Genomic DNA, 16259 nt, shown 5'->3' on the forward strand with positions numbered 1-16259 from the left:
TCACGCGTCAGCAGCCCAAGGGGTTCCGAACGGTGACACGGGATGGCGAGCCTGTCTTTTCATGTTCCAGCCGTGCTCACGGTCGGCGCAGTTGCTCTCGCTCCGCTCCTGCGCCAGAGGTCAGACGGTCTGGGTGAGTTCGGCGCGGCCGAACAGCAGGGCGTATCCAGGTGGGAGTTGGGTGAGGATGCGGTCCAGGAGGCTGGGGCCGGCTAGGTCGCCGATGACGGCGAGAACGGCTCCGGTGTCCCAGCGGACGGTCGCGGTGGTGGCCTCGGTGCGGGCGGCCAGGTCCTTGACGAAGCCCCAGCCGGTGAGTGGTTGAGCGGGGATCTGGCCGGCGAAGATGCGTGCGGCCTCCGTGGGGAGGCAGGCGGCGAGGTCGACGCGTTCGTCGCCGGTGAGCTGGCGGCCCAGAGCTGCCAGCACGGCTCGCGTGACGTCGTCGGCCCGCTCCCGGGTGGGATACGCGCCTTCGTAGCGGATTCTTTCCAGCAACTGATGAAACGTCATGCCGGGCCGGGCAGCGGCCGGTTCATGCAGCGGGAGCATAAGGTGGTTGCCTTTCTCGCCCGAGGACGATGTCGTCTTTCGGGGCTCAGGTCTCGGGATGGCCAAAGAGAAGGTCGTAGCCCGGGGGCAGTTGGAGCAGGATGCGGTGGGTGAGGTCCTCGCCGGCCGCATCGGCGGCCACGCTCAGCACGGCACTGACGTCCCAGGCCGCGGTCCGTTCAGTGGCTCCCTCGATCCACGCCGCGGTCGCCCGCACGAACCGCTCCGGTGAAAGCGGCTCGGTGGCCTGCAGCGGGTTGAGAAGGATCACGGCAAAGGTCTCCGGAAGCCGGGCGGCCAGCTCAGCCCGGACCTCACCCACCAGATGGGCGCCCAGCAACGCCAGAACGGTGCGCGCAGACCGCTCCGCTTCCTGGGGGGTGGCGTACTGGCCGCGTTCTTGCACCTGCTCGAGGAATGCGTCCCATCGCATGGCCGCTCTGCCTCCTCTGTAGTGCGAAGGATGGAGGGAATGCGGAGGACGGGCCGGGAGGGGGAAATCGACGCCCGTCCTCCGCCGTCGGCGCGGGCCGGGGAACGGGTTCCTCAGCCGCTGATCTGCTTGTGGTCGGACTCCCCGCCGATCGCGATCTTGCGGGGCTTGGCGCGCTCGGCGATCGGGATGCGCAGGGTCAGCACACCGGCCTCGTAGTCCGCGGTGATGTGCTCGGTGTCCAGGGTGTCGGCCAGTACCAGCTGGCGGGAGAAGACGCCCAGGGGCCTCTCGGAGAGTTCCATCTGCACGTCGTCCGCCTTCGTGGCTGGGCGGCGCTCGGCCCGGACGGTGAGCATGTTCCGCTCGACGTCGATGTCGATCGCGTCCTTGGCGACACCGGGCAGGTCGAGGGCGATCACGTACTCCTCGCCCTCGCGGTAGGCGTCCATCGGCATCGCCGAGGGCCTGGACCAGGTGCCGGTCACCCCCGTCAGCTGCTGGGCGAGCCGGTCGAGTTCACGGAACGAGTCGGTGCGCATCAACATCACGGAACACCTCCACAGGTCTGGCAGAACCTGCCAATGCGCTTCACCTGACACCGTTGTAGCACGTCATCGAAACGATGACAAGCGAAATGTCATCTATAGGATGACATTTATGAGGGGATCTTCGTGGACGGTTACCGGCAGGCCCCCGCCTCGTTCCTCGCCGCCGCTGCGGCGCTGGAAACGATCAACGAGGCGGTCCACAGCGCCCAGAACGCGCAGGAACCGTCGGCCCACGGAGAACAGGTCAGTTCCGACGAGGCCCTGGCCGCCCTGCTGATGCTGCGCGAACTACGCGAACAGCTCGCCGGATGGGAGCCAGGACTGATCGAAGCGGCCCGCGCCGCCGGCACCAGCTGGGCCGACCTCGCCCACCCCCTGGGTGTTGCCAGCCGACAGGCCGCGGAGCGGCGCTACCTGCGGGTCCGCCCCGGCGCCCCCGGCACCACCCGCGAACAGCGCGTGCAGGCGACCCGAAGCCGCCGCGCAGCCGACCGCACCCTCACCGCCTGGGCCCGGACCAACGCCGCCGACCTGCGACAGCTCGCGGGCCAGATCATCGCCCTCACCGACCTCCCCGCCCAAGCCCAGCCGCCGCTGGCCCGTCTCACCGAAGCCCTCGCCGACAACGACGCCGCCAACCTCATCACCCCCCTCTCCGCCACCCACGTCCACCTCAAGGCCGGCCACCCCGAACTCGCGGCACGCATCGATACCCTCACCCGCAACACCGGCCACCTCCGCCAAGGCAACGACGTCCGCTAGCTAGGGCACATGAGCGCCCGAGTCGCACGCGTGACCCTTATCCGCAGGGTGGTGCGTCCGGCCCCGGCCGCCCGTCGGCGTGGACCATCGCGTGCCGCCTGACGTGCGGCCTCCCACGGCCCGCGAGCTCGGCGAACAGCTCCGAAGGTGCAAGGGAGACCCCGGAAAGGGCAGAATTGGAGCAGGCCGTGCGGGCCCAAGCCAGCTTCACAACTCACCCAACCCGCGCGGCCCTTCTCATGTCACGGCCCAACAGCCCAGCCGGCACTTCCCCCGACGTCGTTAGCCATTCAAGAAGTGGAGGCCGAAGACGAACTTGGCCGCGAGCACAGCGGTAACGACGGCCAGCGTGATGAGCCGGCCCTGCCACGTCTGCGGTCCCCAGCCCATGCCGTGGCGCTTCGGACCGAACCAGCTCTGCTTGCCCTCGGCCCCGCCACCGCTACGCGCATTGCGGCGGCCCGGGCCCACCCAGGCCCGGTACACGAGGGCGGCTACGACCCCGAGCCCGGCCACGGCCCACCGGATCACGCGCGAGGTCACCAGGAAAGCGCCGGTGGGCAGCGAGAACGCGAGCGCAGGACGACTGGGCGGTACTGCCTTTGCCAGTGTCGTTGGCCGGGGAGGCGTTGTTCTTGAGCGGCGAGAAGCAGTGACCGGCCGGGGGCCTCTCGCGTGCCCGGAGAGCCACGGAGGTCGGCCCCCGGCCGGTGTCTGTGCTGGGAACTGCCGGGACTACATCGGGTGGATGTCCGGCTTGCCCGTACCGCCTATCTGCTCGCTCTGCTCCTTGAGGTGGCGTGCCTTGTCCTTCAGGCGCTGACGCTCCTGCGGGTCAGTGGCGCGTTCCGCGGCCTGTTCCAGGTCCTGGGCCTTGGCACGGATCTGCTGGGCACGGCCGGACTCGCCTGCAGCGCTCATGATCACTCCTTGGGGATGAGGAAGAGCGGGTCACATGAGCGAAACAGGACTCGTCACCCCCGGCATCTCGATCAATCACCCTCTGCTATCTACACAGTTGGAAAAGCCCACGCGGAACGACTTGCGTGCCGGTGCAGACACGGCGCCCATCGCATATGCAAGGGCCTCGACATCCCCCTCAGCCTGAGCGGAGCCAGCTCGGCGGCCCAGCGCCTGTTCACCGCCAACACCACCTAGAGGCCTCCCCGGCCAGCAAGTCAGCTGGTCAGGTTGGTCCCCCGGTCGGCAGCCTCGGTTACCGGGCAGGTCGGCGAGGCTGCCGGCCGGTACAGCGGGTGCGGGAATGAGGGGCGGAGATCACCGCACCACGCTGGCCTATCGGGTGGGCCACGGGCACCTGTCTGCCAGCCTGCCCCACTCCCGGTCGATCTGCCCCGGCACGACACGCCCTTCCGCCTTCCAGCGGGTGGCCAGCTGCGCGAAGATCGGCTCACCAGGCGCTGGAGGAACCGTTTCCTCGCGGCCGGTGACCGGGGCTGACTGCGGGGTCGTCGTGGTCACACAGTTCTAACGCGCGAATCCAGCTGCAGTCACCCCTGGGACGCCTCCACGTGTCGCTCAGTGACTCCGGTCCCACGGGATCGGATACGAAACGGTCGGCGCCGGCCGGGGCCGCGGCCTGTCCCAGTGAGGGAACTTCACCGGGTAGACGGCCGTCGACCCGGGCGGGGCGTCTGCCTTCCGGAGCCGTCCGCGCTGCCGCTCCCTGAGGTGCCGGCCAAGCCGACAACCACTACAGCGATCACAGCCAGGACACTCATCTCCCCCCGCGCACCGGCCGCCCACCGCGAGTGCTCCCGGACCCTCGTGCCGTCCTCACGGACATACTCCCTCACGCGCACCACGTGGCTACTCCCCCGTCCAGACCCGGTACGCCCCTGCGCGCACGGGACCCACCAGCAAAGCAGCCACCACCGCCCTGGTCTGTGGAGCCGAACGAGAACGGCATCGCCGCGACCGGCCACGGTCCCCACGACATCGCGCGGCCGCCGACCCCGGGCTACACGGAGCAGCAGAGCGCCGAGGTCGCCCGGCTCAAGGCGGACGTCATGCGCCTCGCCACGCTCGTGACCGGGCACGAGTTCTGGGGCAGCTTTTCCGGCCCGGAGCTGGTCGAGGCACGCATGGACCTGATCAGCGCGGCGAAGGTGATCGTCCCTGCCACGTCCATGCCGGGGACAAAGGGAGGCTCCGCGTCCCGGTACCACTCGGCGAGAGAACCGCGCGGAGCATCACGTCGGCCGGGCTCACCTCGGCCGCGCGCACCCGTAGACGCACCTCACCAGGACCGGCGTGCGGTTCGGGCAGGTCGACGACGCGTAGCACCTGAGGGCCGCCGTACGAGGACAGACCGATTGCCTGCATGGAAAAGTCTCCTGGTCAGGTGGGTATGAGGGGATTGAAAAGAAGGGGGAAGCGGGGAGCGGGGGCGCGCTCCCCGCCCTCCGTGCGCCGCGCGCTCATCAGCCGTCGATGCTCGCCATGTTCACCTCGTCGTGGCGCTCCCCCGAGGCCGGGGTGAGGTTGTTGAGGCGGTCGAGCTGGGCGGCACTGAGTTCGATGCCGTCGGCGGCGGTGTTCTCCTCGACGCGTGCGACCCGGCGGGTTCCGGGGATGGGAGCGATGTCGTCGCCGCGGGTCAGCAGCCAGGCCAGCGCGGTCTGGGCCGGACTCGCGCCGAGCTCGGCGCCGATGGCCTGCATCTCGTCGACGATGCGCAGGTTGCGCTGGAGGTTCTCACCGGTGAAGCGCGGGTTGGTCTTGCGCCAGTCGTCGTCGGGGATGTCCTCGGCGGAGCGGATCTGCCCGGTCAGCAGGCCGTGCCCGAGCGGCGAGTAGGGCACAAATCCGATGCCGAGCTCGCGAAGCAGCGGCAGGATCTCGGCCTCGACGTCGCGGGCCCACAGCGAGTACTCCGTCTGGAGCGCGGCCACTGGGTGCACGGCGTGAGCCCGCCGGATCGTGGCGGGCCCGGCTTCGGACAGGCCGATGTGGCGCACCTTGCCCTCGGCGACCAGTTCGGCCAGCGCGCCGACGGTCTCCTCGATCGGAATGTCCGGATCGACGCGGTGCTGGTAGTAGAGGTCGATGTGATCAGTGCCGAGCCGTCGCAGTGAGCCCTCGACCGCGGCCTTCACATTGGCGGCGCTGCTGTCGATGACTCCCGGGCCGCCCCCGGAGTGCGAGACCAGACCGAACTTCGTCGCGATGACGACGTCGTCGCGCCGCCCCTTGACGGCCTTGCCGACGATCTCTTCGCTGTGGAAGGGGCCGTAGATCTCGGCGGTGTCGATGTGGGTGACCCCCAGGTCCAGCGCGCGGTGGATGGTGCGGATCGACTCGGGGTCGTCGAGGCCGCCCCCCGTCGTGTAGGTGCCGGCCATGGTCATGGCTCCCAGGCCAATGCGCGAGACATCGAGCCCACCCAGGGATACGTGCTTCATCGGATACTCCTTGTCGTAAAGAGCGTCAGGCATGGCTGACGGGTAGGAATCGAAGCCGTGCGGAGCACGGCTCTGCCCGGGGACCGGAAGCACCCATGACGCGGCACGCCTTTCCCCGACTTGGCAGCGAGGACGGAGGGTTGTCCGTCCGGCCTCACTGCGTCTTGTCACGCGGTGACGTCGTCGTGGCCGAGGTTGCCGCCGAGCTCGCGGGACGCCTGGGCCTGGGCGAGGAGTTCCCTGGCCTTGGCCTCGACGCCCTCGATGGCGTCGGCGCCGGCGACGAAGCGCAGCGGGGGCTGGGGCTGGTCGGCGATGGCCAGCAGGGCACGGGCAAGCTTGACTGGGTCACCGCCCTGCCGCCCGTTCATGCCCTTCCAGGCCTCGACGGTCCGGGCGGTGCGCTCGGCGTAGTCGGCGATGGTCGGCTCCGGCCAGGTGGTGGAGGCGTCCACGAGCAGCTCGGTGCGGAAGAACCCGGGCTCCACCAGGGTGATGCGGATGTTGTAGGGCTCGATGTCGAAGCGCAGCGACTCCATCCAGCCCTCCACGCCGAACTTGGAGGCGGCGTAGGCGGCGCAGAACTCCTGGCCGATCAGTCCGGCGGAGGAGGAGAGGGTGATGATGTGCCCGTCGCGCTGCCTGCGCAGGATCGGCAGGATGGCTCGGGTGACGTTCATCGGGCCGAAGAGGTTGGTCTCGAACTGCTGGCGCATCTGCTCGGGAGTGACCTCCTCGAAGTAGCCGGCGTAGAAGTTCCCGGCGTTGTTGATCAGTACGTCGATGCGGCCGAAGCGGTCGACGGCTGCCTGGGCTGCGGCTTCGGCGTCCTCCAGGCTGGTGACGTCCAGCTTGGTGACCAGGAGGTTGTCCTGCGTTCCGCCGAGAGTCCTCTCGACCTCCTCGGGACGGCGGCCGGTGGCGACGACCTGGTGGCCGCTCTCGAGGGCTTCGCGGGCGATGTCCGTACCCAGACCGCGCCCGGCGCCGGTAACGAAGATGACCTTGCTCATGGGGAATCCATTTCTTTCGGGCGCCGTGCGGCGGCGCCTGGGGGGGTGACGGTGCGGGCGAGCGGCGCGGTCAGGCCTGGTCGGTGGGCATGATCCACAGTTCGCCGACCGAGGCGTGGCGGGGGCGGGTGACCATGTAGGCGACGCTGTCGGCGATGTCCTCGGAGGTCAGGACCTCGGTCTGCTCGTAGAAGGCGGCGGTCGCTTCGCGGATCTCGGGCTTGTGGTCGTTGTGCGAGGCAAGCTCGGTGTCCACACCGCCCGGCTCCAGGACACCGACGCGCACATGGCGCTGGGTGATCTCCTTGCGGAGGGACTCGGTGAAGCCGTTGACGCCGAACTTGGTGAGGTTGTAGACGCCGTAGCGTTCCAGGCGACGCGGCCGGCGATCGAGCTGATGTTGACGATGTCGGCTACCCGACGCGGACCCTCCTCGGCGGCCTTGAGCAGGTGCGGCAAGGCGGCGTGGGTGGTATGCAGCAGGCCCTGGACGTTGACCGCGATCATGCGCTCCCACTCCGTTGGGTCGGCGCCGACGACGGGGCTCAGGAGCATCAGGCCGGCGTTGTTGACCAGGATGTCGAGGCGTCCGAACTGTCCGATGCTCTGCTGCACGGCCGCCTCGGCCTGGGCGCGGTCGGTGATGTCCGCCCCTACCGCCAGGGCCGCCCCTCCGGCCTTGGTGATCTCGGCGGCGAGGTCGTCGAGGCGGTCCTTGCGGCGGGCCACCAGCGCCACTGCGGCGCCCTGCTCGGCGAGCAGACGGGCGGTGGCGGCGCCGATACCGCTGCTCGCGCCCGTGACGAGCGCGACGGCGCCGGTGAGTTTCGAAGTCATGAGGCGGATCCGTTCTGGCGGTGCACCGCGCTTTCAGTCGATGCGGGCACTTCGCGCATTTTTCGCTAAAGGGTTCTAACGGTTCGATATCCAGGCAATCACCCGCGGAACCTGCGTGGGGCGCCGTACGGGGCACCGTTCTTCCGGGGGTCTGCCAGTGCCCCCTTCGGCAGACATGCCCGCGCCTGGCTGTTCCGGGCGAGGGCCGTCAGTCGACGATGACGACCGGCTTGACGACGCTCTGGTCGCGGCTGCGCATCAGTTCCAGGCTGGCTCCGACCTTGTCCCAGCCGTGCAGTACGTGGGTCGCCAGCGGCTGGGTGTCGAGCTTTCCGTTCGCGATCAGCAGCAGGAGCCGCTCCATGTAGTCCCGGCCCTGGTTGGCCTGAGCCGCGGTGAGGAACTTCTCCATCACGCCGTAGTTCCAGACGTCCATCGGGAGCGTCACGGTCTCGTCGTCGAAGAACCCCGAAACCACCGACACGTGACCGCCGAACTTGGTGATCCTCATAGCGGTGGTGATCTGGTCGCTCGCGCTGCCGCCACTGGCAACCAGCACGCTGTCGACATGCGCGCCACCGGTCAGCGCCATGATCTGCCCGTAGATGTCGCCCTGCGTGTAGTCGATGAGGTCAGTCGCCCCGTACTGCGTCGCGAGGGTCATCCTGTCCAGGCGCGAGTCGACGGCGACAATACGGCCGGCCCCCCGAAGCGCCGCCGCGGCCACACCCATCAGCCCCACGGGCCCCACGCCCAGTACGACGACGACCTCACCGAACTGGATCTCCATCCGTTCGACGCCGGTGAAGGCGGTGGCGGCCATGTCGTCGACAAAAACTGCCTGGACATCGGTGACTCCGTCGGGGATGTGCGCCAGGTTGGAGTCGGCGTCGAAGCACTTCACCACTTCGGAGAACCACCCGCCGTTGGTCGGGTCGTCGGAGAAGTAGGGGCTCTTGCTCTGGTGGAACTTGCCCTCGCCCCGCTGCGCCCTGGGATGTCGCCAGTCGGCCAGCCCCGCGGGAAGGACGACACGGTCCCCGGCAGCGAAATCGGCGACCAGGTCACCGACCTGCTCGACGACCCCCACAGCCTCGTGCCCGATGACCTTGCCCAGCGCATTCGGGAGCGCGAGTGAGTCGATGAGGTGTACGTCTGTCGTACAGGTCGCCACCGCGGTCGGGCGGACCAGCGCGTCGTACGGTCCGATCTCCGGGAGCGGGACCTTCTGCCAGTCGGCGCGGCCCTTCTCCTGGATGACGTAACCCTTCATGGTCTTCATGGGGGGGATTTCCTCTCGTGTCGTCCCGCCCTGACGTTGCGGGTGGAGCCCTGCGTCTCCGGGCGAGCCCGAATGTGGGTGGGCACGCGAATTGCCGGGTTCAGCAGGGCGAGATGCGGACCGTGGCCGCCTTCGGCCCGTCGCCCTGCATGATCGGGACGGCGTCGCTGCCCGGGTACTTCGCCTCGTACGCCGCATCGATGTCGCCGCCGCCCGCGGGCTCGAAGACGACATCGTGGAACTCTCCGGCGTTACGCACACGACCGGCCCGCTGACTGACGGCCGCCCGGTACCAGCTCGACTGCCGGCCGCTGGCGGCACGCACATAGACGTCGCCGTCCACGACGAGCGCCCAGGTCTGGGTCGGGGTGCCGTAGGTGGTCCTGTCCGTACGGAAGGGAGAAACGAACAGGTCCGTGTTCTCGGTGATCGCACGAAGTTCTGCCGGGCTCCAGGAGGTCATGACAGTCCTTCCTTCGGTGTGGTGCGGGTGGTGGGGTGAGACCGGCCGCAGGCGGTGGGCGCGCCACTGCTCGCACACGAGAGCACTACCGCCAGAGATCGTGGTGCTCAGCGCCGCGACAGGTAGGTGACCTGGGGCGCTGCGCGATCCGGCCTGCATTGCGCTTCGCTTCTGCGGCCCTCGGTGTCTCGACGCCCCGTGCCGGTCTCTGCCTGTTCTCCAGGCAACCACCCGCGGGGCCAGCGCGGGGCGCTGTACGGGGCACGTCTCTTCCGGGGGTCTGCTGGTACCCCTTTACAGGTGACTGGCCCTGAGGTGTCCGCCGTAGCGTGGAGGCATGGACCACAGCACCGAGATCCGCGAGTTCCTGCGCACCCGCCGGGCCCGGATCACCCCGGAGGAGGCGGGCCTGACCCCGCACCCCGGCGCCCGCCGGGTACCGGGGCTACGGCGCGAGGAAGTCGCCCAGCTCGCCGGGGTCAGCGTCGACTACTACGTGCGCCTGGAGCGCGGCCGCACCCAGGGCGTCTCCCGCACGGTCCTCGAAGCCGTCGCCCGCGCTCTGCGCCTGGACGACGCCGAACGGTCCCACCTCTTCGACCTCGCCCAGCCCACCTCAGCCCGTCCCCGGCGCAAGCGGCCCCTCAGCCCCCAGCGAGTCCACCCCACCCTGTACCAGGCCCTGGACGCCATCAGCTCCCCGGCATTGGTCCTGGGGCGCCGCATGGACGTCCTGGCCACCAACCACCTCGGCAGCGCCCTCTACACCGACTTCCAGGCCCGCCCGCATGCCGAGCGCAACTTCCTGCGCTACCTCTTCCTCGACGAGGATGCCCGCACCCTGTACGGCGACCACTGGGACAAGGCCGCCGCCGAGACCGTCGCCACGCTGCACCTGTACGCCGGAAGCCACCCCGACGACCCCCAACTCACCGAACTCATCGGCGAGTTGTCCCTGCACGACGAGGCCTTCCGGCGCATGTGGGCCGACCATGACGTTCTCGCCCACGCCACCGGCACCAAACACTTCCACCACCCACTCGTCGGCGACCTCGCCCTCAACTACGTGACCCTGAATGTCGCCGGCGCCCCCGACCAGTCCCTCGTCATCCTCACCCCCGAGCCCGCCTCCCCCTCAGCCGAAGCACTCTCCATACTCGCCAGCTGGACCGGTACCGCCGCTGCCGCTTCCGCGTCGGCCCCCGCTGAAGACACACGCGACCGGACCGGTTGACGTCCGCGACGGTACGAGGGCGATGCGCGGAAATGTCATGACCAGGACCAGCCTGCGCCTGACGCCTCATGCCGATCGCCGTCATCCGGAGATGCGAGACCGGGGCTGGCGTGACCGGGATCGTCACCGCTGCCGGAGTCCTCGGCAGCAGCACATCTGTGTCGGTCCTTACCGCGTCGGCTCAAGAGCCTGGGCGGGAAGTCAGGCACGATGCGCCCATTCGACCCGCCTACGGGCCAGCCCTGAGCCGACCTCACCCTCCCGTAGGAACGATCAAGGAAAAGAGCCATGGAACACATCACCTCCACCCCCACCATGAAGGCGCCGGCCGAGCGTTTCACCGGCGACGTCTACCTCAACATGATCGAGGCCCCTACCGAGCCCGCCCGCCTCGCGGCCGCCCTGGTGCGATTCACCCCCGGCGCCCGCACCAACTGGCACTCCCACGCGCTTGGCCAGGTCCTCTACATCACTGACGGCGTCGGTCTGGTCGGCACCCGAGACGGCAACGTGGTGCGCGTCAGTGCTGGTGAGGCGCTCAAGTGCCCGGCCGGTGAGGAACACTGGCACGGTGCCACCAACACCCGTCTCATGGCGCACATCGCCATGGTGGTGGGTGACGGAACCGGCGACGGCACCACCTGGCTGGAGCCCGTGACTGTCGAGCAGTACACAGCGGCTCTCACAGCCCTCGGCGGCTGATGGGCGGCCACCGAGCAGTCGATGGCCGCTGGGCGCCAACTCGCCCGCCCCTCACCGCCCTCGCCTACAGCCTCTACACCTCGCTGGGGCTCGAGCGGGCCCGAGTACGCCACCTCGCCCTGCGAGCCGACCGGCTCGGGCCAGACGAGACTGCACACCATCAACTGCTGCTCGACGACGGCGACGACAAAGCCCGCCGCATCGAAGCCGTCGCAGATGCCGCTCGCAGTCGGTTCGGACCACACGTCATCACAGCCGCCACCCTCGCGCGCCGCAAGCGAGGCGGGCACCCCAGGGAGCAGTCATGAGCGGCGTGAGAGCAGGCCACTACCACCCGGTCCTCACCATCAACGGAACCGACGTCCTGCACGGCTGGTGGAGCAACGCCGACATCAGAGAGTTCACCAAATACAAGGAGCACACGGCGAGCGCCTCCGCACAACTCCGGCTGGCCGAGGCCGACGACGCCGGCGTCGAGTGGGAGCTCCGCAGATGGTCTACGTCCTCGGGCGGTGATGTTCCGTCGTCTGGAGCGGTCGCTCCGACCTGGGGCGCCAAGGTGACGCGAGGCGTGCGGACGCTAAGACCTGAGGATAGGTCAGCGGGCCCCCAGTAGCCGCTGGGGCGTGTCGGCTCCAGGTTCCGCCGGCCTCGGTGACCAGACGGGTGGTGGTCATTCAACGGGCAGGACGGCTGACGACTTCCGCCAGCTCGTCAGCGGCCTCCGGGGTCAGACGGTAGAACCCCTGGAGGCTGATCGATCTTTCGAGGCGACCATCCACCACGTACTTCAGACCGCGGGTCTGCCCTCGCCGGTTGCGCCAGGTAAGCCTCGTGAGCCCCACAGCCGCCCGCTCCGAGCATCGACCAGTCGTCATGCCCGGGATACGCAGGATCGTCCCAGGCGGCGGGGGCTATGCCGCAGCAGTCGCGACGCTCCACGTCGATCACTCGCATCTGACTCACCACGAACACTTTGCGCTGCTTGACGTGCAGCGCGTACACCTCGTCCCCAGCACGGGCACCCGTCCACGCTGGCAGGGACGAGTGAACGCCACTGAAAGCGACCGGAGGTCGCTCGCCCACGCGCCCTTCCTTGCGCAGCGCGCGGCACGTGTCATGGGTCCACAAGACGGTGAAGGCATCAGACATGCCGTGATCTTATGAACAGGGACTGACAGCCTCCTGCTGGAACGTCCGCGATGCCTCCCCTGTCTTCGGCATCGCCTCATTGTGGTGCGCGGATCTTCAGGCCGGCTCGGGAGCGCAGCGGGGGCACAGCGCGCCGGGTGCGCCCACGGGCCGTCCGCACAGGCCGTCTTGTCCCGGGCGCTCAGGCTTGGGCGTGATCGCGTCCATCGCAGATGTATTGGGGATTGGCTCGGGGCTCGTGGGTTGTGGCGGCGCCGTCCAGGAACGGCGAGCTTGACCGGAGGCTGCGGCCAGGAGCGCGAGCTGCTGCAGGCGGGCGGCGTCGAGGGCGGACAGGGAGTGGGTGAGCTGCTGAGGTGGCGGATAGGGGCGCCCCACGAGGGCCTCTCGGATGTGTTCGCGGCTCACTCCGCCCCGCAGGAGGCGGCCGACGAGCGGGGTCTGGTCGGCGAGGGTTGTGCCCGTGGCCAACGCCGCGTGGACTTCTGGGTGGTGTTGGGCGATCGACAACAACGTTTCCTCACCCCGGGCGGCCGTCTCTGTGTCCCTCCCTCCCCTGCCTTCGCGCGTGTCCTGGGCGGAGGGAGGGGGCCCGGCTGGGAGGACCGCACGGAGCACATCGAGAACATCGATGATCCACGCGAGGAGCTGATCACGGCGGCGCGAGCACTACTGATCGCGGACGGCGCACTCTAAAGTCACATCCACTGGGCGACCCGTGGAGACAGTTGGAGGACCCCCAGTCCGATCTGGCGCCGCCGTGGGCTTTGACGGCGCCCGGGCCCGGGCACCGTCGAAGCCGATCAGGCAGGGATCACATCGTGGCGCCCGCCATCGCGCGGCACATCTCCGCGCTGCGGCGACACGCCTCGGCACAGCGCATCATCTGCTGATCGTCCGGCATGGACATACACGCCTCGGCGCACATGTCGCACGCCTTGGCGCACATCGCGCACATCTCGGGCGACATCGGCGAGCGGCGCATCATCATGTCCGCGCACATGCGGGTCATCTCGGAGCAGTCAATGAGCGCGCGCATGATCTGCATCTGGGGCTGGCCGCCCATCTGCATGCAGGAGCTCATGGTCTCCTCGCAGACGCTGTGGCACGACATGCACGCTGCGACGCAGTCCTGCATCTCCTTGCTCATCGCGGTCATGGATCCGGCCTGGGTCATGGCTCCTCCTGGGGGTGAGGGGGCCCGGGGCGGACCCCATACCCCTGTCTTACGCCTGCCCGTGCCCTCCCGCCATGGAACGGATGGAAGGATTTCGCAACCTTTGCGCCGAAAGCATATGATCCCCGGCATTTTCTCCAGGGGCACGTCACGAGTCCATCGGAGTTGTCGACCCACGGCTTCCGGCCACGCCCCCGAAGCGGGCGCCGTCGCGCCGTCGACGATCTCCCCGTCCGCAGCCTCGGGGGCGCCGGCGCGAGCACGAGACGTTGCCAGGTTCGAGGAGTTCCACCGCCCGAAGAGGCGGACGAGGTCTACACGGCTGCACGGACGCATCGCCGACGCCTGGCCGGACCAGGACGACGTGTACGTGTACTTCAACAACGACCTGGGCGGTGCGGCCGTCGTCGACGCTACAAGGTTCGCCCTGGCCGTGGCCACGCTGGGCCCGCACGGTGAGCCAGACGCCGGCGCAGGGACGCCCGGCCTGTCGCTCCGGATGCGCGGACCCACCCACCAACGGGGCGCGGATGCGTCGGCGGCCCGCGACGCGGGGAGCCTCCTCGGTGCTTGAGAGGGCCCCAACGCGTGCTGCTGCTGCGCAGCAGCAGCAGCAGCTAGGACAGGAGATCGGCGAGGGTGTCCAAGGGCAGCGGTGCTTCAGGCCGGCTCAGAGGCCCAGAGTGACAGCCGGGCGAAGTCGCTACCGCGCGAGGGAACCGCTGACGTGCCGGCCGTCATCAGAGCTTGCGGGTGTCGCGGGGCTCGGCGTACGGCTCGTTGCCCGGTGGGAGGCCGCCTTCGATGGCACGTCCGCGTTCGAGTTCGGCGTTGAACTCCAGCCCGAGCAGGATCGCGATGTTCGTGAGCCACAGCCAGATCAGCGCGACGATGGGGGTGGCGAACGTGCCGTAGGTCTTGTTGTAGCTGCTGAGGTTGGCGACGTAGAGAGCGAACAGCGCGCACGCGATGAGCCAGATGACTACCGCCAGGGCTGCGCCGGGCATCACTCGCCGGACTCGGCGTTTGACGTTGGGTGCGGCCCAGTACAGCAGCATGACGATCAGCACGACCAGGATGAGCATGACGGGCCATTTGGCGATGTTCCACACGGTCACCGCCGTGTCGCCAAGCCCCAGGACCGACCCCATCTTCTTGGCCAGGGTGCCGGTGAAGACGACGCCGACCGCGGTAAGGGCCAAAAGGATCACCACCGCCGCGGTGATGGCGAGGCGGACCGGCAAGGTCTTCCATACCGGCCGGCCCTCACCAATGTCATAGACGATGTTGGAGGCGCGCATGAAGGCGGCGACGTAGCCGGAGGCCGACCACAGCGCCAGGACGACACCGATGATCAGCGCGATCAGGGCCTTGCCCTGGCCGCCCTTGAGCTGCTCCAGCATGGTGGTGAGGATGTTGCGCACGGACCCGGGCGCCATGCTGGAGAGGTTCTTGATCAGCGAGTCGATGGTAGAAGGACTCAGCAGGCCCAGAATGGACACAAGAGCCAGCAGGGCAGGGAAGATCGCCAAGACTCCGTAGTAGGTCAGGGCAGCTGCCCAGTCCGTGAGATTGTCCTCTTTGAACTCGCGCATCGTGCGCTTCACGGCGCCTCTGGACGAACTACCCTCCGCGGCACCTTTCCGGGATGCACGGCCGGCATCGGCGCCGTGGCCCTCCTCGCCGCCGTGCGCAGGGCTAGCTGCGCCATCACCGTTACCGCCCTTGCGTGCCTGGGGGCCATCCGAGGAGGGCGTTGCCACATTCACTCCTTCGTCGAGCGCCGACACCCACGGCAGTCGGCGCGCTCTGCCTCACCTGCACTCCAGCGGCAGATGCCGGCCGTCGAGGCGGTCGACGGACCGCACCCCCATCACACCCGCGGAGCTGGGTATCTGCGACTGGACGGCACCCACATGGGCCAGCCGACCAGCGCCGGGGGCCGCCTCCAAGGCTTGCCTAGGGCCAGTGGTAGCGGACATGTTGGTGCCTGCGGCGCTCACCGCGGCCTCGGCAAGGGCTGGACCATTGCATTCCTCCCCCGCCGCCCCCTACCTCAGGCCATCGACGGCGGCGCCACAGCATCTGATACTTCGGGACCTCGCGTGTCCTCCGGCGTGGATACCCAGGCGCGATCGGTGTCGGTGATCTCGTCGTCGACCCATGTGAATGAGCGTCCGGCAGCCCAGTCGACGAGGGCGCGGGTTTTCCAATGCAGTCCGTCTCGCTCGTCCTGCTCTTCTGGGTCGGACGACTCCGGCCAAAGCACAACTGCCAACTGCGGCAGGCCGATACGCGGGGCTATGTGTTCGTTCGCATCCGCCATCCATGTCGTGGCCCAGACCAGATCGCACGGCAGCGCCGCCAACCGGGGCCCGTGCGCCGGATTGATCCTGGCCAGCAACAGATTCGCGTTGGCCCCCTGCAGTTCGGGGGCCGGGTAGGTCGGATAGCCGTTTGGGCACTGCTGCGGCGTCGCCCCGAAGAGAATGAGGGGTCCGTCGACAACGAGGAAGAGCAGTGGAGGCTGTGCAGAACCGGTCACCTCCGCACGATAAGCATCAAGTACGGGCAGCAGTCCGTGCAGCTCAAAGACATCTGGTCGAGCATGTGCTGGACGTTGGCGGCTGTAGTCGGCGAGTTGTAGGGAGGCTGTAGACGGCCATGGCCGCGAGG

Annotated in this window: 18 protein-coding genes and 1 pseudogene; 6 read left to right on the forward strand and 13 right to left on the reverse strand. The window is 68.7% G+C overall.

Features of this window, described 5'->3' with window-relative positions; genetic code table 11:
- Positions 1-120 precede the first annotated feature (120 nt).
- The 3 genes from CG723_RS31390 to CG723_RS31400 all read right to left on the reverse strand — a co-directional run bounded on the left by CG723_RS31390 (position 121) and on the right by CG723_RS31400 (position 1533).
- Positions 121-552 carry a DUF2267 domain-containing protein gene (locus CG723_RS31390; protein WP_100596901.1) on the reverse strand — a complete coding sequence of 144 codons (432 nt, stop codon included), beginning with the start codon at positions 550-552 and terminating at the stop codon, positions 121-123.
- Between the two features lie 46 nt (positions 553-598).
- On the reverse strand, positions 599-985 hold the full coding sequence (locus CG723_RS31395; RefSeq protein WP_100596902.1) for a DUF2267 domain-containing protein: 387 nt from the start codon (positions 983-985) through the stop codon (positions 599-601).
- A gap of 113 nt (positions 986-1098) precedes the next feature.
- A complete protein-coding gene (locus CG723_RS31400; protein WP_100596903.1) occupies positions 1099-1533 on the reverse strand; it encodes an Hsp20/alpha crystallin family protein in 435 nt (144 codons plus the stop codon).
- 126 nt (positions 1534-1659) lie between these two features.
- On the opposite strand from CG723_RS31400, the gene CG723_RS31405 reads away from it, so the two are divergent.
- Positions 1660-2298, forward strand: coding sequence for a type III effector protein (locus CG723_RS31405; RefSeq protein WP_234374625.1), 639 nt, complete (start codon positions 1660-1662; stop codon positions 2296-2298).
- A gap of 282 nt (positions 2299-2580) precedes the next feature.
- Here CG723_RS31405 and CG723_RS31410 read toward each other — a convergent pair whose 3' ends face one another.
- The 7 genes and pseudogenes from CG723_RS31410 to CG723_RS31445 form a co-directional block, all read right to left on the reverse strand.
- Positions 2581-2841 (reverse strand): hypothetical protein, encoded by a 261-nt coding sequence (locus CG723_RS31410; RefSeq protein ID WP_159032600.1) that lies wholly within the window; start codon positions 2839-2841, stop codon positions 2581-2583.
- Between the two features lie 192 nt (positions 2842-3033).
- On the reverse strand, positions 3034-3219 hold the full coding sequence (locus CG723_RS31415; RefSeq protein WP_100596906.1) for a DUF6381 family protein: 186 nt from the start codon (positions 3217-3219) through the stop codon (positions 3034-3036).
- 1523 nt (positions 3220-4742) lie between these two features.
- On the reverse strand, positions 4743-5723 hold the full coding sequence (locus tag CG723_RS31425) for an aldo/keto reductase (protein ID WP_100596907.1): 981 nt from the start codon (positions 5721-5723) through the stop codon (positions 4743-4745).
- 167 nt (positions 5724-5890) lie between these two features.
- The gene (locus tag CG723_RS31430) at positions 5891-6736 is read right to left on the reverse strand and encodes an SDR family oxidoreductase (protein WP_100596908.1); all 846 of its coding nucleotides are present in this window, start codon (positions 6734-6736) and stop codon (positions 5891-5893) included.
- A 70-nt stretch (positions 6737-6806) separates the two neighbouring features.
- A pseudogene (locus CG723_RS49335) lies at positions 6807-7573 on the reverse strand (SDR family NAD(P)-dependent oxidoreductase).
- A gap of 208 nt (positions 7574-7781) precedes the next feature.
- The gene (locus CG723_RS31440; RefSeq protein ID WP_159032601.1) at positions 7782-8855 is read right to left on the reverse strand and encodes a zinc-binding dehydrogenase; all 1074 of its coding nucleotides are present in this window, start codon (positions 8853-8855) and stop codon (positions 7782-7784) included.
- A 100-nt stretch (positions 8856-8955) separates the two neighbouring features.
- Positions 8956-9318 carry a DUF2255 family protein gene (locus CG723_RS31445; RefSeq protein WP_100596910.1) on the reverse strand — a complete coding sequence of 121 codons (363 nt, stop codon included), beginning with the start codon at positions 9316-9318 and terminating at the stop codon, positions 8956-8958.
- Between the two features lie 337 nt (positions 9319-9655).
- Between CG723_RS31445 and CG723_RS31450 the strand changes: the two genes are divergently transcribed.
- The 4 genes from CG723_RS31450 to CG723_RS31470 all read left to right on the forward strand — a co-directional run bounded on the left by CG723_RS31450 (position 9656) and on the right by CG723_RS31470 (position 13102).
- Positions 9656-10552: a helix-turn-helix transcriptional regulator gene (locus tag CG723_RS31450; RefSeq protein ID WP_100596911.1), complete on the forward strand. Its 897-nt coding sequence runs from the start codon at positions 9656-9658 to the stop codon at positions 10550-10552.
- Between the two features lie 288 nt (positions 10553-10840).
- Positions 10841-11254, forward strand: a complete 414-nt coding sequence (locus CG723_RS31455) for a (R)-mandelonitrile lyase (RefSeq protein WP_100596912.1) — start codon at positions 10841-10843, stop codon at positions 11252-11254.
- A 304-nt stretch (positions 11255-11558) separates the two neighbouring features.
- Complete coding sequence (locus tag CG723_RS31460; protein ID WP_100596913.1) at positions 11559-11870, forward strand: hypothetical protein; 312 nt, start codon at positions 11559-11561, stop codon at positions 11868-11870.
- A gap of 809 nt (positions 11871-12679) precedes the next feature.
- Positions 12680-13102 carry a hypothetical protein gene (locus CG723_RS31470; RefSeq protein ID WP_100596914.1) on the forward strand — a complete coding sequence of 141 codons (423 nt, stop codon included), beginning with the start codon at positions 12680-12682 and terminating at the stop codon, positions 13100-13102.
- 118 nt (positions 13103-13220) lie between these two features.
- On the opposite strand, the gene CG723_RS31475 is transcribed toward CG723_RS31470, so the two are convergent.
- Positions 13221-13583: a four-helix bundle copper-binding protein gene (locus tag CG723_RS31475; protein ID WP_100596915.1), complete on the reverse strand. Its 363-nt coding sequence runs from the start codon at positions 13581-13583 to the stop codon at positions 13221-13223.
- Between the two features lie 370 nt (positions 13584-13953).
- Here CG723_RS31475 and CG723_RS49340 point away from each other — a divergent pair, with 370 nt between their 5' ends.
- Positions 13954-14157: a hypothetical protein gene (locus CG723_RS49340; RefSeq protein WP_442802609.1), complete on the forward strand. Its 204-nt coding sequence runs from the start codon at positions 13954-13956 to the stop codon at positions 14155-14157.
- A gap of 166 nt (positions 14158-14323) precedes the next feature.
- Here the strand turns inward: CG723_RS49340 and CG723_RS31485 are convergent, their stop codons facing one another.
- Positions 14324-15352, reverse strand: coding sequence for a YihY/virulence factor BrkB family protein (locus CG723_RS31485; protein WP_442802611.1), 1029 nt, complete (start codon positions 15350-15352; stop codon positions 14324-14326).
- Between the two features lie 287 nt (positions 15353-15639).
- Positions 15640-16128, reverse strand: coding sequence for a hypothetical protein (locus tag CG723_RS31495; protein ID WP_199841962.1), 489 nt, complete (start codon positions 16126-16128; stop codon positions 15640-15642).
- Positions 16129-16259: the final 131 nt, after the last annotated feature.

Origin of the sequence: Streptomyces sp. CB01635, assembly GCF_002803065.1 — a bacterium.
In the GTDB taxonomy this organism is placed as follows: Bacteria; Actinomycetota; Actinomycetes; order Streptomycetales; family Streptomycetaceae; genus Streptomyces.